The sequence below is a fragment of the Actinomycetospora succinea genome (assembly GCF_004363095.1).
Classification (GTDB): Bacteria; Actinomycetota; Actinomycetes; order Mycobacteriales; family Pseudonocardiaceae; genus Actinomycetospora; species Actinomycetospora succinea.
In genome coordinates this window covers 152155-170976 of the sequence record NZ_SNYO01000003.1, presented here as the reverse complement: position 1 = coordinate 170976, position 18822 = coordinate 152155, and the positions used below count along the sequence as shown (strand labels likewise).

Genomic DNA, 18822 nt, shown 5'->3' with positions numbered 1-18822 from the left:
CCCGACGACTACCCCAGCGTGAAGTCGGCGTCGTCGAAGCCCGGGCTGACGACGCAGGTCACGAGCACCTCGGTGCTCGCGCCCGGCGCCGGGGCGGCGCGCTGCCACACCCCGCCGGGCACGAGGGCCTGGGCGGCGTGGCCGTCCTCGACGCGGTCACCGAGGACGATCTCCCGGCCGGCGGCGTCGTCGGGGGCCTCGCCGTCCCCGCCGAGCCACAGCGACAGCGCCGGGCCCCGGTGCCAGCACCACAGCTCGTCGGAGCGGACGCGGTGCCAGCGCGACTCCTCGCCGGGCGCGAGGACGTAGTGGATCGCCGTGGCGCTCGCCCGCGGCCCCGGGTAGCCGGCGGGCTGCAGCGTGGGCGCCGCGGTCCAGGTGCGCCGGAACCAGCCGCCCTCGGGATGGGGCGCGAGGTCGAGCGCCCGGGCGAGCGGGGGTGTCACGCCGTCATGTCCAGCGTGGCGATCACCTTCGACGGGTGCAGGCGCACGACCAGCTCGCCCGGCACGCCGTTGCGGGCGCCGAACTCCTCGGCGCGGTCCGCGCCCATGTACCGGGCGCCGAGGGCGGTGGCGGTGCGGCGCAGCTCGTCCGGGTCCTCGGAGAACGTCACCGACCCCTGGACCTGCACGAACGCGTACGGCGGCTCCTGGAGGTCCACGCTGAGCACGGCGCGCGGGTCGCGGGCGAACGCGCGGCCCTTGGCGGTGTCCTTGCCGGTGTTGAAGACGATCGTGCCGTCCTCGACGAGGAACCAGATCGGGGCCACGAGCGGGCGGCCGTCCTTCGCGGTCCACCCGATCTTCCCGGTACGGGTGCCCTCGGAGAGGAACGCGACGACGTCGGGATCGCTGAGATCGGCCATGCCCCGAGCCTAGGTCGGCGGGCCGGGGCGCTCCCGCTGCGCGCGGTCCCATTCCTCGGGCGTGTTGACGCCCCGCGCCCCGAGCAGCTCCGGGTCCCGCGCGGCGAGGCGGGGGTCGGCGAGCAGCGTCGCGGCGTCGAGCTCGCGGACCCGGCTCGCGGCGATGAGGGCGCCCACGCTGCGCTCGCCGCGCTCGAGGAGGTCGTCGGCGCGATGGGCGAGGTCGGTGGCGTACGCGGCGAGCAGGTGCTGGCGGTGCCCGTCGAGCACCGGCAGCGCCACCTCGACCGGCGGGGTCCGGTGGGCGAGCACGGCGCGGACCAGGTCCTCGTGCAGGTGGGGCAGGTCGACGGCGGCGACGAAGGCGGTGCCGGCGGCCCGCGCCGCGCCGAGGCCGGTGGCCAGCCCCTGCAGGGGCCCGCGGTCGGCGACGGGATCCGCCACGACGGTGCAGCGCGCCCGCGCCGTGGCCGTGAGCTCGAGAGGCAGCTCACGGGGCGAGTCGGCGGCCCCGACGACCACCAGCGGGCCGTCGACCGCTGCGGCGAGGACGGCGAGGACGTGCGCGAGCAGCGGCGTCCCGTCCCGGCGCAGGCCGGCCTTGTCGGTGCCCATCCGCCGCGAGCGTCCGCCCGCGAGCACGACCCCCGCGGTGGTCATCGGCGTGAGCCACCTGACCGGTTGGGCGGCATCGGCCCCGGGAACGCCAGGAGGGACCCGTACACACGCGATCGGAGGTCATCACCATGATCGGTGTCGAGGGACGACGCCACGACGAGCCCGAGGACGCCCACCGCGGCTGGGTCGCGCCGACCCCCGCCGACGCCGACGAGGCGGCGGTGGACCGCGCCATGGCCGACGCCGAGCGCGCGGTCGCCGAGGGCGGGGCCACCGACGACCAGCGCGCCCGTGTCGCCCGGATGGGGCAGGCCCGCACGCACGAGGAGCGCCGGGCCGCCTTCCGCGGCGAGGGCTGAGGTCCTCACGGCAGGACCAGCACGACGAGCGGCAGCGTGACCAGCGAGAGCACCGTGGTGATGACGACCACCGCGGTGCTCTCGCGGTACCAGGCCCGGTACTGCGCGGTGAGCACGAACACCGTGGCGGCGTCGGGCAGCGCCGCCATCACCACCAGCACCGCGCCCCACGGCGCGGGGATGCCGAACAGCGCCACGGCGCCCAGCGCGAGCGCCGGCATGACCAGCAGCTTGATGGCGACCGCCGCGCCGATCGGCACCCACTGCGCCCGCGACTCCCGCAGCGCGCCGACCGCCCCGCGCAGCAGGATCCCCAGCGCGAACAGGCCGCCCGGCGCCGCCAGGTCGCCGAGCATCTCGATCGTCGCCGCCACCGGCGCCGGCAGCCGCACGCCCAGCAGCGCGACGGCGACGCCCGCCGCGATGCCGATGACCACGGGGTTGCCCAGCACGCGGCGGGCCAGCAGGGCGGGCAGGGCGATCGCGCCGTCCTCCCCGCGCCCGCGGCCGTCGAGGGTCACCGCGACGAGGAACACCGTGATCGCGAGCGCGGTGTGCAGCGTCGAGGTCAGCGACGCGGCGAACGCCGTCGTGGGACCGAGCACGGCCACCGTCAGCGGTATGCCGAGGTAGCCGACGTTGCCCCACCCCGCCACCAGGCCGACGGCGTGCGCCTCACGCCCGGGGCGCCGCACGAGCCGAGCCGCGGCCCAGCCGAGCGCGTAGGCGACGATCACGACGGCCGCGGAGGCCAGCAGCGCCGACGCGGGGACCCCGGCGGACAGGTCCGCCTCGGCCACCGACACGAAGATCAGGGCGGGCAGCGCGATCCAGTAGACGAGGTCGTTGAGCACGGCGGCGGTGCGCTCGCCGAAGCGCTCGAAGCGTCCCGCCACCGCCCCGACCGCGATGACCGCGAAGACGGGGAGGATGCGGCTCAGCAGTTCACCCACGCTTCAGACGGTACGAGTGCCCTTACCCATCCGCGGCCAGTGCGGGCGACATCGTGGCCCGTGCCACGACGGCGTCGGCGGCGCGCTCGAGCACGGTGAACAGCGGGGTGCCGGCCGGGCCGACGCGGACCTGCGGGTAGCTGTGGTGCGCCCCGGACGCCCAGCCCTCGCGGAACACGCGGACGTCGAGGGTCTCGGTGGCGCAGATCGGGTCGCCGGGCGCGCACACCTCGTAGACCCGCCCGTCGTAGACGGCGAGCTCGCGGGTCGGGCGGGGCCCGAGGACGCCGCGCCCGGGGGTGTCGACGAGGTTGGGCCCGCGCGGGTCGCGGCGCGGGCTGCCCAGCATGACCGCGCCGGCGATCCGGTCGGCGGGCAGCCCGATCGTCCCGTTGGCGGCGCGGTGCACGACGTCGGACACCACGTCGCCGCCCTGGCTGTAGCCGACCAGCATGATCGTGGTGGCCGGGCAGCGGGTGGCGACGTCCCCGGCGTCGCGGGCGAGGCGCTCGGCGCCGCGGCCCTCGCTGGTGAAGTAGAAGGGCCGATCCACGGTCGCCGGGTACGGGATGTAGCGCACCGAGAGCGCGTCGCCCCACCGGCGGGCGAGCGGGTCGGTGAGGCCGGCGAGGAGCCCGATGGACGCGGCGGGGTCGGCCGCCTCGGAGGTCTCGCCGGTGCCCGGCACCGCGAAGAGCACCACCGGCGGGCAGGCGGGCGCCGCCGTCGCGGCGGGCGTCGCGACGAGACCGGCCGTGAGCAGGAGCACGGCGAGCAGCAGCGCGCGCCGCACCACCCCGCCCGTCACCTGGTCATCGTGGCGGAGATCCGGGACGTGGACCACCACGAACCGTCACACCTCGGGCTGACAGATCGGCCCCGCTCTGCCAACGTGCCCCGTCAAGAGTCCCCCGGCGGCGGTGCCGGAGCCGGGGTGGCCCCCCGGACCCAGGAGGACTCGCGTGAGCATCCCGTCGGACCTCGACATCGCCCAGGCGGCGACGCTGAAGCCCATGGACGACATCGCTCGGCAGATGGACCTGCCGACCGAGTTCCTGGAGCGCCACGGCACCGACGTCGCGAAGATCGAGCTCGAGGCCATCGAGGCGATGAAGGACCGCCCGCGCGCGAAGTACGTCGTCGTGACCGCGATCACCCCGACCCCGCTGGGCGAGGGCAAGACGACGACGACGGTCGGGCTCGGCCAGGCGTTCTCGCACATCGGCAAGCGCGGGGTCGTCGCGATCCGCCAGCCGAGCATGGGCCCGACGTTCGGCATCAAGGGCGGCGCGGCGGGCGGCGGCTACTCGCAGGTCGTGCCGATGGAGAAGTTCAACCTCCACCTCACCGGCGACTTCCACGCCGTCACCAGCGCGCACAACATGCTCTCGGCGGTGCTCGACAACCACCTCTACCAGGGCAACGCCGCCGGGCTCGACCCGTACCGCGTGACCTGGCGGCGCGTGCTCGACGTCAACGACCGGGCGCTGCGCAACGTCGTCACCGGGCTCGGCGGGCGGATGGACGGTGTGCCGCGCGAGGCGGGCTTCGACATCACCTCGGCCTCCGAGGTGATGGCCGTGCTCGCGCTGTCCAACGACCTCGGGGAGCTGCGCCAGCGCCTCGGGCGCATCGTCGTCGGCTACACCCCCGACGGCGACGCGGTGACCGCCGAGGACATCCACGCCGCCGGGTCGATGGCCGCGCTCATGCGCGACGCGCTCAAGCCCAACCTCATGCAGACCCTGGAGAACACGCCGGTCCTGGTGCACGCCGGGCCGTTCGGCAACATCGCGACCGGCAACTCGTCGATCGTCGCCGACCGCATCGGCATCCACTCCGGCGACTTCCTCGTCACCGAGGCCGGGTTCGGCGCCGACATGGGCGCCGAGCGGTTCTTCAACATCAAGTGCCGGACGTCGGGCATGACGCCGGACGCGGCGGTCGTCGTCGCCACCGTGCGCGCGCTCAAGGTCCACTCCGGCAACCACAGGATCGTCGCGGGCAAGGACCTGCCGCCGGCGCTGCTCGAGGAGAACCCCGAGGAGGTGCACGCCGGTGCGGCGAACCTGCGCAAGCAGATCGAGAACATGCGCCTGCACGGCGTCTCGCCGGTGGTCTGCATCAACGCGTTCCCGACCGACCACGACAGCGAGCACCAGGCGATCCGCGAGATCGCCGAGTCGATGGGCGCGCGGGCCGCGGTGTCGACGCACTTCGCCGACGGCGGGCGCGGCGCGGCGGAGCTGGCCGAGGCCGTCGCCGAGGCCGCGAACGAGCCGAGCGACTTCCAGCTGCTCTACCCCGACGATGCCCCGCTGCGCGAGAAGATCGAGACGATCGCGACCAAGGTGTACGGCGCCGACGGCGTCGACTACGCCCCGGCCGCGAACACCTCGATCGACCTCTACGAGCGCAACGGCTTCGGCAACCTGCCGATCTGCGTCGCCAAGACCCACCTGTCGATCTCGTCGGACCCGAAGCTCCTCGGCGCGCCGACCGGCTGGCGGATGCCGGTCCGCGAGGTCCGCGCGTCGGTCGGCGCCGGCTTCGTCTACCCGATCTGCGGCGACATGCGGACGATGCCGGGCCTGGGCAAGAACCCCGCCGCCCACCACATCGACGTGAAGCCCGACGGCACGATCGTGGGGCTGTTCTGACGACCGCGCCTGGCGGCCGGCCGCTCGGCGAGCTCGGGGTCGCGCGGCTCGGGGAGGTCCTCGCCGCGCGGGGCCCCGGACCGGCGGCGGGGTCGACGGCCGCCGTCACCGTGTCGCTCGCCGCGGGCCTCGCGACCAAGGTGGCCAAGGCCGCGGCCGACCGGGAGGCCGTCGAGGAGCTCGACCGCCTGCGGGCCAAGGCGCTGAGCCTCGCCGACGACGACGTCGAGGCCTTCGCCGGGTTCCTCGAGGAGCGCCGCAAGCCCGCGGGCGGGCCCGCGGCGGCGGAGGCGATCGTCCAGGTGCCCGCGGACGTCGTCACGGTCGCCGTGCGGGTCGCCGAGCTCGCGGCCCTGCTCGCCGAGGAAGGCCCCGACGCGCTCACCGGCGACGCGGTGACCGCCGCCTTCCTCGCCGCCGCGGCCGCCGAGTCCGCGGCGATGCTGGTCGGCACCAACATCGCGGATGCCGGCGAGCTCGCCGACCCCCGCGTCGAGCACGTCGAGGAGCGGGCCGGGCACGCGCGCACGCTGGCGGAACGGCTGGTGTGAGCACGGAGAGCTGGACCGTCGAGGTCACCCGCGGCGACCTCGTCGAGTCCGAGCACCGCGTGTCGCTCGTCGTGCTCGGTCCCGACGGCGAGGAGGAGCTGCGCGCGGGCCCCGTCGACGCGCCGATGCTCGCGCGCTCGGCGCTCAAGCCCGCCCAGGCCGTCGCGTGCCTCGAGCTGGGCGCCGACCTCGACGACCGCGAGCTCGCCCTCGCCGCCGGCTCGCACTCCGGCGAGCCCGAGCACCTCGCCGTCGCCGCGGGCATGCTCGCCCGTCTCGGGCTCGGACCGGACGCGCTGGGCTGCCCGCCGGGGCGCCCGCTCGGCCTGGCCGCCGATCAGGCCTGGGGCGCGCGCGAGCCCGAGCGGCTCGCCATGAACTGCTCGGGCAAGCACGCGGCGATGCTCGCGGCCTGCCGGGCTCAGGGCTGGCCGACCGAGGGCTACCTCGACCCCGAGCACCCGCTGCAGCGCCACGTGCGCGCCACGCTCGAACGGCTCGCGGGCCCGGTCCGCGCCGTCACCGTCGACGGCTGCGGCGCGCCTGCGTTCGCCACCGACCTCGTGGCGGTGGCGCGCCTCGGGCAGAGCCTCGCGGGCCACCGCGTCGCCGCCGCGATGCGCGCCCACCCCGAGATGGTCGCCGGCACCGACCGCCTCGACACCGCGGTGATGACCCTCCTGCCCGGGGCGCTGTCGAAGGTCGGCGCCGAGGGGGTCCTGCTCACCGTGCTCCCCGACGGCGCCGCGCTCGCCCTCGCCGTCGTCGACGGCGGTGCGCGGGCGGTCGGCCCGGTGCTGCTGGAGATCCTGGACCGGCGCGGGATCCGTCACCCCGCCGAGCTGCGCGAGCTCGCTGCGCCACACGTCCGAGGAGGGGGTCACCCGATCGGCGTTCACCGTGTGCGAGTGTGTGCACACTCATCGGGGTGAGGAGCGCGTGAATGGGATCGTGCCTGGTGTTCGCGGGAGCCACGCCCGCGAGGGAACGGCTCGTCGGCCATCTCTCGTCGGTGTTCGACGACCTCCCCTGCGTCGACAACGTCCCTGACCTGGTCGGACGCCTCGCCGCGACCGCCGAGGGACCGGCTCCCGACGTCGTCCTCGTGGGCGCCGACGAGGGCAGCGCGTGGATGGAGGCCGTCCGCCAGGTGCGCCGCCGGACGCCGGAGACCCCGGTGCTCGTCGTGGGGGAACCCCCGGCGAGCGCGATGGACCCGCTCGGTGACCGTCCGGCGCCCGACCCCGCCGGGATCGCCGAGGACGAGCGCGCCACCTACGCCCTGCGCCTGGGGGCCCGCGGGTTCCTGCGCGCCGGCGAGCTCGCCGACCCGTCGGTCCTCCCCGGCGCCCGCCCGGCGACCACCGACCTCTCCGACCGCGAGATGGACGTGCTGCTCGGCATGACCGAGGGCCTGTCCAATGCCGAGATCGCCGCCGAGCTCGTGCTCGCCGAGGACACGGTGAAGACCCACGCCCGGCGCCTGTTCCGCAAGCTCGGTGCGGGTGACCGCGCCGACGCCGTCGCCCGCGGCTTCCGGCAGGGCCTGCTGCGCTGATCGGACGCCCGACGTCCGCAACGCCACAGCCGCGGTGCGCCCGGGCGCGTTGACGGGCGCGCGTCCACGGGGTGAACTGGCCGCGATCGACGGATGCGGAGGAAGCCGGTGTGAATCCGGCGCGGTCCCGCCACTGTCACCGGGGAGCGGACCCCACCAGCGCCACTGCCGGGCCACCGGCGGGAAGGCCGGGGCGAGCAGCGATCCGGGAGCCAGGAGACTCCGGCCGTCGCGAGGGCAACGACATCGGGCGAGGAACCCGAGGAAGGCCGGCGACGAGATGCACGCTCCCGCGACCCCCCATGCGCGTCCCCACCCCGTGGTCACCCGGAGGAGGCGCCGCGAGGACCTCCTCCTCGCCGACCTGCGCCGGGTGCTCGCCGGCACCGGGCACCTGCCGCTCGACCTGCTCGGCGAGGGGCCGGTCCGCGACGTCGGCGAGGCGGCGGAGCGCGTCGACGCCCTCGCCCGCGAGCTCGTCGAGCGCATGGACGGCGCCGGCTGGCAGGAGGGCGCGGTCCCGTCGGCGGTGACGTCGGTGCTCGCCGCGTCCGTCCCCGAGGCCGAGACGGTCCTGCTCCGGGCCGCGCGCACGCGACGGTGACGGCGCGGGTGACGATCTCCGGGGACCAGGACACCGACCGGTACGACCTCCACCACCACGGCGACGCCGAGGTCGGCCCCGGTCTCGTCGACCTCGCCGTCAACGTCCGCACCGGCACCCCGCCGCGCTGGCTGCGCGACCGGCTCGTCGCGAGCCTCGACGACGTCGCCGCCTACCCCGACCCGGGCCGGGCGATCGCCGCGCTCGCCGAGCGCCACGACCGCCCCGGCGACGAGGTGGTCCCGACCGCCGGCGGCGCCGAGGCGTTCGTGCTGCTCGCGCGGGCCCTGCGGCCCCGCCACGCCGTGGTCGTGCACCCGCAGTTCACCGAGCCCGAGGCCGCGCTGCGCGCCGCGGGGCACGCGGTGGACCGGGTGGTCCTGGACGGCGACTTCCGCCTCGACCCCGACGCGGTCCCGGCCGACGCCGACCTCGTGGTCGTCGGCAACCCCACCAACCCCACGTCCGTGCGCCACCCCGCCGACGTCCTCGCGCGCCTCGCCCGCCCCGGCCGCACGCTCGTCGTCGACGAGGCGTTCATCGACACCGCGCCGGGCGAGCCCGACTCGCTGGGCGGGCGGCGCGACCTCCCCGGGCTCGTGGTCCTGCGCAGCCTGACCAAGACCTGGGGGCTCGCCGGCCTGCGCGTCGGCTACGCGCTCGCCCCCGCCGGGCTCGCCGAGGGCCTGCGCGCCGCCGCGCCGCCGTGGTCGGTGTCGACGCCGGCGCTGGTCGCCCTCGAGGCCTGCAGCAGCCCCGCGGCCCGCGCCGAGGCGGACGAGGCCGCCCGCGCACTCACCGCCGACCGGGCGCACCTCGTGACGGCGCTCAGCGCGGTCGACGGCCTCGAGCTCCGCGCCACCCCCGCCGCCAGCTTCGTCCTCGCCCGCACCCCGGGCCGCACCGACGTCCGCAAACGGCTGCGCGAGCGGGGCATCGCCGTCCGGCGCGGCGACACCTTCCCCGGCCTCGACGCCGAGCACGTCCGGATCGCGGTGCGCGCGCCGGAGGTCAGCGACGGGCTCGTGGCGGCGCTCTCGGAGATCCTGTGACCCTGCAGCACGGCGACCGCGACGCCCTCCACCGCGTCCTGCGCGCCCGCCGCGACGTGCGCACCGGGTTCGTCGACACCCCCGTCGACGACGCGCGCCTGCACCGCGTCCTCGAGGCCGCCCACGCCGCGCCGAGCGTCGGGTTCTCCCAGCCCTGGGACTTCCTGGTCCTGCGCTCGCCGGAGCTGCGCGCCGAGCTCGCCGCCCTCGCCGAGCAGCAGCGCCGGGACTTCGCCGCGTCCCTCCCCGCCGCGAGAGCCCGGACGTTCGCCGGCCTGCGCGTCGAGGCGATCCGCGAGGCGCCGCTGGGCATCGTCGTCACCTGCGACCCCACGCGCGGCGGCCGCCACGTCCTCGGCCGGCACACCCAGCCGCGGATGGCCGCGCACTCGGTCGCCGGCGCGGTCCAGAACCTCTGGCTCGCGGCGCGCGCCGAGGACCTCGGCGTCGGCTGGGTGAGCTTCTTCCGCGAGCGGGAGCTCGCCGAGCTGCTGGGACGCCGGGTCGGGATGCCGCAGCACCTCGAGGTCGTCGCGTACCTGTGCGTCGGCGACGTCGAGGGGTTCGCCGACGAGCCCGAGCTCGCCACCGCCGGTTGGGCCCGACGTCGACCCCTGGCGTGGGCCGTGCACGAGGAGATCTGGGGACACCACCACATGGATCCACTGGACGAGACGCTCGCCGCGCTCGCCGACCTGGACACAGCGCCCGGCGAGGCCGCCGCGCGCGAGCACCTGACCCGCATGACCGTGCCGCCCGGCGCGCTGGGCGGGGTGGCCGAGGTCGGGGTGCAGCTGTCGGGGCTCGCGGGCGCCTGCCCCCCGTCGCTGCCCGAGCCCGCCGTCGTCGCGGTGTTCGCGGGCGACCACGGCGTGCACGCCCGCGGGGTCACGCCCTGGCCGCAGGAGGTGACCGCGCAGATGGTCGCCAACTTCCTGTCCGGCGGCGCCGCGGTCAACGCGTTCGCCGCGACGGTGGGCGCCGAGGTCCAGGTCGTCGACGTCGGGGTGGCCGCCGAGCTCGAGGCCGCGCCGGGCCTGCTCCCGCGCAAGGTCCGCGCCGGTACGCGCGACATGACCGCCGAGCCCGCGCTGACCCGCGACGAGGCGCGCGCCGCCCTGCGCGCCGGCATCGAGGCCGCCCGCGACCTCGTCACCGCCGGCAACCGCCTGCTCGTCACCGGCGACATGGGCATCGCCAACACCACGCCGTCGGCGGCGCTCGTCGCCGCCTTCACCGGTGCCTCCGCCGAGCAGGTCACCGGCCGCGGCACCGGGATCGACGACGCCACCCACGCGCGCAAGACCGCCGTCGTCGCCGAGGCGCTCGCCCTCCACCGCCCCGACCCGGCGGACCCGCTCGGGGTGCTCGCCGCGGTCGGCGGGCTGGAGCACGCCGGCATCGCCGGGTTCCTGCTGGGCGCGGCGGCGCTGCGCACGCCCGTCGTCCTCGACGGCGTCGTGTCCGGCGCGGCGGCGCTCGCGGCGGCGGCCCTGGCACCGACCGCGTCACACGCCTGGATCGCGGGACACCGCTCGGTCGAACCGGCCCATACCCTGGCACTCGAGCACCTCGGCCTGGCCCCCACGCTGGACCTGCGGCTGCGGGTCGGCGAGGGCACCGGTGCCCTGCTGGCGGTGCCGGTGGTGACCGCCGCGGCCCGCGCGCTCGCCGACGTCGCGACCTTCGACGCGGCGGGTGTGACCGAGAAGGAGCACGAGTGAACGACGGCGAGAACCCGGCCCGCGTGTACCCCGTCGGCCTGCACCTGCGGGGCCGGCGGGTCGTCGTGGTCGGCGGCGGTTCCGTGGCCCAGCGCCGCGTGGCCGGGCTGCACGAGGTCGGCGCGGACACGGTCGTCGTCAGCCCGACGCTGACCACGGCCCTCTCGGCCCTCGCGGACTCCTCCGAGATCACGTGGCACGCCCGCCCCTGGGCCGACGGCGACCTCGCCGAGGCCTGGTACGCGGTCGCGGCCACCGACGACGCCGGGGTCAACGCCGCCGTCGCCGCCGAGGCCGAGCGCCTCCGCGTGTTCTGCGTGCGGGCCGACATCGCCGACGCCGGCACGGCCGTCACCCCGGCGGTCGGGCGCTACGACGACATCACCGTCGCCGTGCACGGCGGCGGCGACCCCCGGCGGGCCACCGGCGTGCGCGACGGTGCCGTCGAGGCCCTGCGCAGCGGCACCCTGCTCGACCGCCGCCACCGCGCCGTGCGCCCCGGCGTCGTGCTCGTCGGCGGGGGGCCCGGCGACCCCGGGCTGATCACGGTCCGCGGGCGGCAGGCGCTGGCGCAGGCCGACGTCGTCGTCACCGACCGGCTCGCCCCGCAGCCGCTGCTCGACGAGCTGCCGCCGGACGTCACGATCATCGACGCCTCGAAGCTGCCCCGCGGGCGCTACATGAGCCAGGACACGATCAACGAGGTCCTGGTCTCCGAGGCGCTGGCCGGCCGGCGGGTCGTGCGGCTCAAGGGCGGCGACCCGTTCGTCTTCGGCCGCGGCCTCGAGGAGATCCAGGCCTGCGTCGCGGCAGGCGTCGAGGTCGAGGTCGTCCCGGGCATCACCAGCGCCATCGCGGTCCCGGCGCTGGTCGGCGTGCCCGTCACCCACCGCGGCGTGACCCACGAGTTCACCGTCGTCTCCGGGCACCTCCCGCCCGGGCACGACCAGTCGCTGGTCGACTGGGACGCGCTGGGGCGCCTGCGCGGCACGATCGTGCTGCTCATGGCCGTCGAGAACATCGGGGCGATCACCGAGGCGCTCGTCGCCGCGGGCCGCGACCCGCAGACCCCGGCGCTCGCCGTCCAGGAGGGCGGGCTGCCCGGGGAGGTCACGACGCGCGCGACGCTGGCGAAGCTGCCCCACGCGATCGCCGAGGCCGGCGTGCGCCCGCCCGCGGTGATCGTCATCGGGGCGGTCGCCGACCTGAGCTGATCAGGTCCACCACCAGCGCCCGGTGGTCCGACACGGCCGTCGGGACCGCGCGGGCGTCGCGGACCTCCGGCGTGCCCGGCCCGGCGAGAGCGTGGTCGAACTGGATCCGCGGCCGTTCGGTGGGGAACGTCGCCGTGCGCGCGAGCGACGTGAAGCGCTGCGGCACGGAGCGCAGCGGAGCTGCCGCGCCGAAGGCCGAACACCGGAGGACGAGGCTCGCCACCGGCCACGGCATGTTCAGGTCCCCGAGGATCACGACCGGGCCGGGCAGGTGCTCGACGGCCCGCGCCAGCCGGGCGAGCTGCAGGACGTTCGCGCCCGGCGTGAACGCGAGGTGGGTGGCGACGACCGTCCCCACGGGCGCCGGCGCCTCGAGCACGGCCGCCAGGGCGACGCGCGGCTCGTCGCGGATCAGCGCCGGGCGCCGCGCGTCGACGAGCAGCGGCAGCGTGGCCCGCGACGTCCCGAGCGGGATGCGCAGCCACCGCGCGACCGGGTGCCTGCTGGCGAGGCCGATGCCGTAGGTGGGCTCGCCGTTCGGGCTCTCGTCCGCGCCGGCGGCCCGCCACCGCTCGCCCGGGGTGCCGACGAGCGCCGGGACGAAGTGGGCATCGCGCGCGCCCATGGCGCCGGCGACCAGGGCCGTCTGGTCGACGAGCCCGGAGCGGGGCTGGGAGTGGTCGACCTCTTGGAGGGCGAGGACGTCGGCGTCGAGGCCGGCGACGGCCCCGCGGAGGCGGTCGGGACTCACGACGCCGTCGACGGGGGAGCGCCCGTGCAGGAGGTTGAACGTGGCCAGTCGCATGATCACCGCGCGGATGCCCCGGCCGGCGCCGGCTGACACGAGGGACACCACCACACCTCGCGGCGGTACGGCGCGCCCGAGCCGAGCGCCGGCCGGAAGCGCACGAGCGTCCCGCAGCGCCGGCACGGACGGTTCGAGCGGCCGGTGACCCAGTGGTTCTCACCGCGGCGCTTCACGCCCGTGGTGGTCATGCCGGTGCCGTGCTCGAGGCTGTGCCGGATCATCCGACGCGCCAGCGCCAGGAGGGCCTCGAGGTCGACGTCACCGACCGGCGTCCACGGCCACAGCCCGCGCAGGAAGCACACCTCGACGGCCCAGAGGTTGCCGAGACCGGCGACGCCGCGCTGGTCGAGCAGGGCCTCGACGACCGGGCGCGCCGGGTCGCGGCGCAGGCGGGCCAGGGCGTCGTCCTGGTCGAAGTGCTCCTGGGTGGCGGTCGGCGTCCCGGCGAGGACGTCCGGGCCGAGGTGGCCGACGACCCGGTGCTCGTCGCGGGTGCGCAGCAGCTCGAGGACCGGGACGTCGACGCCGACGAGCGAGACCCCGGAGTCCAGGGTCAGCGCCGCCCGTACGCCCCGCGGCAGCGCGGGCCGTCCGTCGGGGCGGTGCTTGCGCACCACGCTCCAGGAGCCGGTCATCCGCAGGTGGCTGTGCAGGGTCCAGCCGCCGGAGAACCGCGTGAGCAGGTGCTTGCCGTGGGCGCGGGTGTCGGTGAGGGTCCGGCCGGCCAGGTCGGCGGTGGCGAGCGACGGCGTCCGGAAGTCGCTGCGGACGACGCTGGCGCCGTCGAGGGCGGCGAGGCGCGCGGCGCAGCGGTGGACGGCGTCACCCTCCACGCCACGCTCCCGTCAGTGCCGTCCCAACCCGAGCCGCTCGGCCGCCCAGGCCGCCGCGCCCGAGGCGGGGCCGAACGCCGAGACCGCGCCGGGGTCCCCGCCGTGCGCGAGGCCGAACCCGGTGCGCTCGGCGATCCACTCCCGCACGCGCGGCATCTCGGCGAGCCCGCCGCGCACCAGCATCGCGGGCCGCGGCCCGGTCAGCGTGTCGACCACGGCGCCGATGCCCTGGGCGATCTCCTCGAGCCCGGGGGCGAGCATGGCGCCGAGGTCGGCGTGGGTCAGCTGGACGACCCCGGGGACCGGGCTGTCGGGCGGGAGGGCGGGCAGGGCGATGGCCACCGACCCGCTCGCGGCCAGCGTCTCCTTGCCCTCACGGACGCCCGTGCGCAGGCGGAACCAGGCCCGGTAGGCCTCGAGGTCGCCGCCGAAGCGCACGCGTGCGGAGAACGGCTGGGGCGCCCGGTCGAGCACGAGCTGGGCCAGCGCGTCGTCGAGCACCTCGCCGCCGACGTTGACCGTGCGCGCCGCCGCGATCGAGCCGGTGTGGTCGCTGCCCCGGTCGACGACGGCGAGCTCGGTCGCGGCGCCGCCGATGTCGACGACGAGCAGCCGCCCCTGGCCGCCGAGGCGGTGGGCCGCGGCGCGCGGGGAGTCGAGCAGCTGGAGCTGGTCGGGGGAGGTGTACGGGATCGCCGACAGCGCCGCAGCGCCCGCGGCGCGCAGGGCCTCGCACGCCGCCGTCGACCACGACGCGGGGTGCAGCAGCACGACCGCGGACGGCAGGGTCCCGCGGCGGGCCGCCTCGGAGCGGACGACCTTCGCGACGAGCGCCGTCGCGACGTCGACCGCCGTGGTCGGGCGGGGGTACTGCGTCAGCAGCTCGGGCGGGCCGCCGGTGCTCGCCGCGAGGTGCGGGCGCGTGCGCAGCAGGGCCGCCGCCGGGTCGAGCGCGCCGGCCTCGAGCGCCGGGCGCCCGGCCAGGACGGCGCCGTCGGGGCGCGAGAGCACCGCCGAGGGCATCGTCGGGGAGCCGTCGATGCCGACCGGGCCGACGCGCACCCAGCCGTCGCGCGGGTCGACGTCGGCCCACGCGCCCACCGTCGTCGTGGTCCCGTGGTCCACCGCCAGGGTCCACCGGGCGTCGGGGCCGGTCATGCTGGACACCCGCCGCAGGGTGTCACAGCGTCACGCCGACGGCGCGGTCCCCTGGCCTGCTTCGTCGCCGAGCAGGACCGGCAGCCGCGCCCAGGCGTTCACCAGCACGCTGCGGCGACGCTCGACGGGCAGCTCGACGCCCGCGGTGAACCCGGGGAAGCGGTCGAGCAGCGTCCGCAGCGCCACCTCGGCCTCGAGCCGGGCCAGCGACGCGCCGAGGCAGAAGTGCAGGCCGTGGCCGAACGCGAGGTGCCCGGTGGTGTCGCGCAGCTCCTCGTAGTCGTCCGGGTTCTCGAAGCGGGCCGGGTCGTGGTTGGCCGCCGCCAGCGACACCATGACCATCGCGCCGCGGGGCACCACGACCCCGTCGAAGTCGACGTCCTCGGCGGCGAAGCGCAGCGGCGCCTGGGCAATCGGGGAGCCCCAGCGCAGGAACTCCTCGATCGCGGCGCGCAGCTCGTCGGAGTCGGCGGCGGCGAGCCGGTCGCGCAGCGCGGGGTCGCGCAGCATCCGCTCCACCGCGGTCGTGATCAGCGTCGCCGTGGTCTCGTGGCCGGCGATCAGCAGCAGCATCGCCATCGCGATGATCTCGTTGGTCGAGAGCTGCTCGCCCTCCTCCGACACCGCGATGAGCGCGGAGATGAGCGCGTCGTCGGGCTCGGCGCGCTTGCGCTCGACGAGCTCGGCGAGGTACGCGGCAAGGCTCGCGTTCGCCTGCTGGCTGGCGGCCTCGCCGGTGTCGTCGATGAGGATCCGCGACCACTCGCCGAACGCGTCCTGGTCCTCCACCGGCACGCCGAGCAGCTCGCAGATCACCGCCGTGGGCAGCGGCACCGCGTACGACGCGACGAGGTCGACCGGCTCGTCGCCCGGCAGGCCCGCGAGCAGCGACGTCGCGATCGTCTCGACGCCCGGGCGCAGCGCGGCGACCCGGCGCACGGTGAACGCCTTCACCACGAGCTTGCGCAGGCGCGTGTGCACCGGCGGGTCGTTGAGCAGCATCATCTCGCCGCCCGGCGAGGGGATGCCGGGGACCGCGGCCCGCTGGTCCTCCGGCAGCGTGTTCCGGAAGTCCTTGACGAAGCGCGGGTCCGACATCACCGACCGGGCGTCCGCGTACCGCGTCACCAGCCAGGTCCGGCCGCCCTCGGGCAGGTCGACCTCGTGCACCGGCCCGCGCTCGCGCAGCTCACCCAGGGCGGCGAACGGCTCGTGCCAGTAGTCGTCGGTGAAGAGCGGCGCGGGGGCGACGTCGGTCACGGAAGCAGGACCCCTTCCGGGTTCACTGAGTGGTGGTTCAGTGACGACGGTACGCGTGGCCGCGTGCCCCCGCCGTGCCGTCACGTCCGCGTCTTGCCCATCCCAGCACTCGTGGCCCCGAAGGTGCGTCCGGTCTTCCGGAACTGCTCCTCCAGACGGGGCACCATCTGCTTCGCCTGCGCCAGCACGGGCAGGTCGCCGATCCACGAGAACGTGATCGGACGGGCCGCCGCGACGAGCGCGACCGCCTTCGGCACGAAGATCCGGCGCTTGCGCCTGGCGATCCCCTCGAGGAACGCGTTCGCGCAGTCCTCGACCGAGGTCAGCGCGCCCAGCGGGTAGGGCAGCCGCTTGAGGGTCTCCTCGAACGTCGACGAGTCGGCCTTCACGTCGCGCACGAGGTCGGTGTCGATCCACCCCATGTGTGCGGTGCCGACGCCGATCCCGCGGTGGGCGAGCTCGAAGCGCAGCGCGTTGCCGTAGTTCTCGACGCCGGCCTTGGCGCCGCAGTACGCGGCCATGCCCGGCAGCGCGGTGAAGGCGGCGAGCGAGGACACGAGCAGCAGGTAGCCCTGCCGCTTCTCGACCTCGGCGACGGTGGCGGACACGGTCCGCGAGACGCCGATGAGGTTGACCTCCATGACGCGGGCGATCACGTCGGCGGGGCTCTCGGCGACCGTGCCGTGGTTGGCGATGCCGGCGTTGGCGATCACGACGTCGATCCCGCCCAGCGCGCGGACGGTGGTCGCGACCGCGACCTCGAGCGAGGCCTGGTCGGTGACGTCGCACTCGGCCCAGCAGTGGCCCGGGCCGAGCTCGGTGACGAGCTTCTCCAGGCGCTCGGGCTCCATGCCGACGGCGGCGACATGGGCACCGCGGGCGGCGGCGCGCCGCGCGGTCTCCTCGCCGATCCCGCGGGCGGCGCCGGTGATGAAGAGGACCTTGCCGGTCAGGTCGGTGGTCATCGGATCTCCTCGGGGGTCGTGATCAGCGTCGGGTCGGGGCGAGCGGCGTGAGCGTGTGCTCCTCCGGCCGGAAGCGCCGCAGGCGCCGGCGGAACGGCATCGTGAAGGTCGGCCACAGCGCGGAGTTCTGGCCGTGCTTGTCGAGGTACCAGCTCGAGCACCCGCCATCGACCCACACGGTGCCCTCCGTCTTGCGCTGCATCTCGGCGACGAACGCGTCCTGCGCGGCCCGGGTGGGCTCGACGGCCCCGATGCCGTGGGCGCGCTGGTGGCGCAGGGTGTCGAGGACGAGCGCGATCTGCGACTCGATCATGAACACGACCGAGTTGTGCCCGAGCCCGGTGTTCGGCCCGAGCAGGGTGAACGCGTTCGGGAAGCCCGCGATCATCGTGCCGTTGTGGGCGTACGGCGAGCCGGCCCAGTGCTCGGCGAGGGTGCGCCCGTCGCGGCCGTGGATGCGGTGGCTGATCGGCAGGTCGCCGATCGCGAAGCCGGTGCCGGCGATGATCGTGTCGACCTCGTGCTCCGTGCCGTCGGCGGTGACGACCGCGTGGGGCCGGATCTCCACGATCTTCTCGGTGACCACCTCGACGTTGTCCCGGTCGAGCGCGGGCAGGTAGTCGTTGGACAGCAGGATGCGCTTGCAGCCCATGGAATAGCTCGGCGTGATCTTCTCGCGCAGCTCCGGGTCGCTCACCTGCCGGCGCATGTGGGCCTCGGCGATCTTCGCGGCCTTCGCCATGCGCCGCGGGTCCTTGAACCCGAACACGAACGTCTCGCGCGCCCAGTAGATCGCCTCGCGCACCAGGCGCTGGGCCGGCGGGAACCAGCGGAAGAGCAGCTTCTCGGGCCAGGTGATGGCGCGGTCGCCGCGCGGCATGATCCACGGCGGCGTGCGCTGGAAGACCTTCAGTTCGCCCACGACCGGCGCGATCTCCGGCACGAACTGGATCGCCGACGCACCGGTGCCGATGACGGCGACCTTGCGGCCGGTGAGGTCGAGGTCGTGCCGCCAGGTCGCGGAGTGGAAGACCGGGCCCTCGAACTCCTCGAGCCCGGGGACGTCGGGGAAGGACGGGTCGGACAGGGCGCCGGAGCCGAGGACGAGCGCGTCCGCGGTCCACGTGCCCTGGGTCGTCGTCACCGTCCAGTGCTGCGCGTCGTCGTCCCACGTGGCGTCGAGCACCTCGTGGCGGTGGCGGGTGAAGCGGTTGATGTCGTACTCGGCCGACACGCGCTGCAGGTAGGCGTGGATCTCCGGCTGGCCCGAGAAGGAGCGGCTCCAGTCCGGGTTGGGGGCGAACGAGAACGAGTACAGGTGGCTCGGCACGTCACAGGCGCAGCCGGGGTAGGAGTTGTCGCGCCAGGTGCCGCCGACGTCGTCGTGCCGCTCGAAGATCAGGAAGTTGTCCTCGCCCGCCTGGCGCAGCCGGATCGCCGTGCCGAGGCCGGAGAAGCCGTTGCCGACGATGGCCACGGCGAGGTGCGGGACGCGGCCGCCGTCACGGTCCGGTCCGGTGTCGGACGGGGCCGTGTCGGACGCTGCTGTGTCGGACGGGGCCTCGTCGGGGGTCCGGGTCGGCGTGCTCATGGAGTCCCTCCTCGGTGGACGTCGTCGACCGGGACGTCGTACCCGG

The 18822-nt window shown here is 75.9% G+C and carries 20 protein-coding genes and 1 riboswitch; of the genes, 9 read left to right on the top strand and 11 right to left on the bottom strand.

The genetic code is table 11. From position 1 onward, the window contains the following. Positions 1-8: 8 nt before the first annotated feature. From EV188_RS12080 to mobA, 3 genes are read right to left on the bottom strand one after another with little or no spacing between them, the layout of a single operon-like run. Positions 9-446 carry a cupin domain-containing protein gene (locus tag EV188_RS12080; protein ID WP_133826526.1) on the bottom strand — a complete coding sequence of 146 codons (438 nt, stop codon included), beginning with the start codon at positions 444-446 and terminating at the stop codon, positions 9-11. After that, complete coding sequence (locus EV188_RS12075) at positions 443-868, bottom strand: PPOX class F420-dependent oxidoreductase (RefSeq protein WP_133826525.1); 426 nt, start codon at positions 866-868, stop codon at positions 443-445. The genes EV188_RS12080 and EV188_RS12075 overlap by 4 nt, the downstream gene beginning before the upstream one ends. 9 nt (positions 869-877) lie before the next feature. After that, entirely contained in the window at positions 878-1528 is a 651-nt protein-coding gene (gene mobA, locus EV188_RS12070; RefSeq protein ID WP_133826524.1) for a molybdenum cofactor guanylyltransferase, read from the bottom strand. Positions 1529-1614: 86 nt separating this feature from the next. Here mobA and EV188_RS12065 point away from each other — a divergent pair, with 86 nt between their 5' ends. Next, on the top strand, positions 1615-1845 hold the full coding sequence (locus tag EV188_RS12065) for a hypothetical protein (RefSeq protein ID WP_133826523.1): 231 nt from the start codon (positions 1615-1617) through the stop codon (positions 1843-1845). A gap of 5 nt (positions 1846-1850) precedes the next feature. Here EV188_RS12065 and EV188_RS12060 read toward each other — a convergent pair whose 3' ends face one another. Together EV188_RS12060 and EV188_RS12055 are read right to left on the bottom strand one after the other, a co-directional pair. Next, a complete protein-coding gene (locus EV188_RS12060) occupies positions 1851-2798 on the bottom strand; it encodes an AEC family transporter (RefSeq protein ID WP_133826522.1) in 948 nt (315 codons plus the stop codon). 22 nt (positions 2799-2820) lie between these two features. Continuing rightward, entirely contained in the window at positions 2821-3606 is a 786-nt protein-coding gene (locus EV188_RS12055) for a cutinase family protein (protein ID WP_166659849.1), read from the bottom strand. A gap of 154 nt (positions 3607-3760) precedes the next feature. On the opposite strand from EV188_RS12055, the gene EV188_RS12050 reads away from it, so the two are divergent. From EV188_RS12050 to cobA, 8 genes are all read left to right on the top strand, one after another. Then, positions 3761-5458, top strand: a complete 1698-nt coding sequence (locus EV188_RS12050) for a formate--tetrahydrofolate ligase (protein WP_133826520.1) — start codon at positions 3761-3763, stop codon at positions 5456-5458. Further along, positions 5362-6009 carry a cyclodeaminase/cyclohydrolase family protein gene (locus EV188_RS12045; RefSeq protein WP_133827076.1) on the top strand — a complete coding sequence of 216 codons (648 nt, stop codon included), beginning with the start codon at positions 5362-5364 and terminating at the stop codon, positions 6007-6009. Before EV188_RS12050 ends, EV188_RS12045 begins: the two co-directional genes overlap by 97 nt. Next, positions 6006-6941 carry an asparaginase gene (locus EV188_RS12040; RefSeq protein WP_133826519.1) on the top strand — a complete coding sequence of 312 codons (936 nt, stop codon included), beginning with the start codon at positions 6006-6008 and terminating at the stop codon, positions 6939-6941. The genes EV188_RS12045 and EV188_RS12040 overlap by 4 nt, the downstream gene beginning before the upstream one ends. Before the next feature lie 11 nt (positions 6942-6952). Next, positions 6953-7567 (top strand): helix-turn-helix transcriptional regulator, encoded by a 615-nt coding sequence (locus EV188_RS33090; RefSeq protein WP_133826518.1) that lies wholly within the window; start codon positions 6953-6955, stop codon positions 7565-7567. A gap of 99 nt (positions 7568-7666) precedes the next feature. Then, a riboswitch (cobalamin riboswitch) is annotated at positions 7667-7789 on the top strand. Positions 7790-7886: 97 nt separating this feature from the next. Then, positions 7887-8171 (top strand): hypothetical protein, encoded by a 285-nt coding sequence (locus EV188_RS12030; protein WP_133826517.1) that lies wholly within the window; start codon positions 7887-7889, stop codon positions 8169-8171. 8 nt (positions 8172-8179) lie between these two features. Continuing rightward, the gene (gene cobC / locus EV188_RS32230) at positions 8180-9223 is read left to right on the top strand and encodes an Rv2231c family histidinol phosphate aminotransferase CobC (protein WP_243741646.1); all 1044 of its coding nucleotides are present in this window, start codon (positions 8180-8182) and stop codon (positions 9221-9223) included. Next, complete coding sequence (gene cobT / locus EV188_RS12025) at positions 9220-10947, top strand: nicotinate-nucleotide--dimethylbenzimidazole phosphoribosyltransferase (RefSeq protein ID WP_243741645.1); 1728 nt, start codon at positions 9220-9222, stop codon at positions 10945-10947. The genes cobC and cobT overlap by 4 nt, the downstream gene beginning before the upstream one ends. Further along, positions 10944-12161 carry a uroporphyrinogen-III C-methyltransferase gene (gene cobA / locus EV188_RS12020; RefSeq protein ID WP_133826515.1) on the top strand — a complete coding sequence of 406 codons (1218 nt, stop codon included), beginning with the start codon at positions 10944-10946 and terminating at the stop codon, positions 12159-12161. Before cobT ends, cobA begins: the two co-directional genes overlap by 4 nt. Here the strand turns inward: cobA and EV188_RS12015 are convergent. The 6 genes from EV188_RS12015 to EV188_RS11990 all read right to left on the bottom strand — a co-directional run bounded on the left by EV188_RS12015 (position 12133) and on the right by EV188_RS11990 (position 18776). After that, positions 12133-13014 (bottom strand): endonuclease/exonuclease/phosphatase family protein, encoded by an 882-nt coding sequence (locus EV188_RS12015; RefSeq protein WP_208114157.1) that lies wholly within the window; start codon positions 13012-13014, stop codon positions 12133-12135. The two genes, cobA and EV188_RS12015, sit on opposite strands and share 29 nt — an antisense overlap. Beyond that, the gene (locus EV188_RS12010; RefSeq protein ID WP_133826514.1) at positions 12969-13802 is read right to left on the bottom strand and encodes a DNA-formamidopyrimidine glycosylase family protein; all 834 of its coding nucleotides are present in this window, start codon (positions 13800-13802) and stop codon (positions 12969-12971) included. Before EV188_RS12010 ends, EV188_RS12015 begins: the two co-directional genes overlap by 46 nt. A gap of 12 nt (positions 13803-13814) precedes the next feature. Next, a complete protein-coding gene (locus EV188_RS12005) occupies positions 13815-14969 on the bottom strand; it encodes an Hsp70 family protein (RefSeq protein WP_133826513.1) in 1155 nt (384 codons plus the stop codon). A 21-nt stretch (positions 14970-14990) separates the two neighbouring features. Continuing rightward, positions 14991-16220, bottom strand: a complete 1230-nt coding sequence (locus EV188_RS12000; protein ID WP_133826512.1) for a cytochrome P450 family protein — start codon at positions 16218-16220, stop codon at positions 14991-14993. A gap of 80 nt (positions 16221-16300) precedes the next feature. Then, positions 16301-17185: an SDR family oxidoreductase gene (locus EV188_RS11995; RefSeq protein ID WP_133826511.1), complete on the bottom strand. Its 885-nt coding sequence runs from the start codon at positions 17183-17185 to the stop codon at positions 16301-16303. Between the two features lie 22 nt (positions 17186-17207). After that, positions 17208-18776, bottom strand: a complete 1569-nt coding sequence (locus EV188_RS11990) for a flavin-containing monooxygenase (RefSeq protein ID WP_133826510.1) — start codon at positions 18774-18776, stop codon at positions 17208-17210. Between the last annotated feature and the right edge of the window lie 46 nt (positions 18777-18822).

Bases quoted from the DNA above. Each gene is read 5' to 3' on its own strand.
- mobA (WP_133826524.1), bottom strand. From the start codon at position 1,528: ATGACCACCGCGGGGGTCGTGCTCGCGGGCGGACGCTCGCGGCGGATG.
- EV188_RS33090 (WP_133826518.1), top strand. From the start codon at position 6,953: ATGGGATCGTGCCTGGTGTTCGCGGGAGCCACGCCCGCGAGGGAACGG.
- EV188_RS12075 (WP_133826525.1), bottom strand. From the start codon at position 868: ATGGCCGATCTCAGCGATCCCGACGTCGTCGCGTTCCTCTCCGAGGGC.
- EV188_RS11995 (WP_133826511.1), bottom strand. From the start codon at position 17,185: ATGACCACCGACCTGACCGGCAAGGTCCTCTTCATCACCGGCGCCGCC.
- EV188_RS11990 (WP_133826510.1), bottom strand. From the start codon at position 18,776: ATGAGCACGCCGACCCGGACCCCCGACGAGGCCCCGTCCGACACAGCA.
- EV188_RS12065 (WP_133826523.1), top strand. From the start codon at position 1,615: ATGATCGGTGTCGAGGGACGACGCCACGACGAGCCCGAGGACGCCCAC.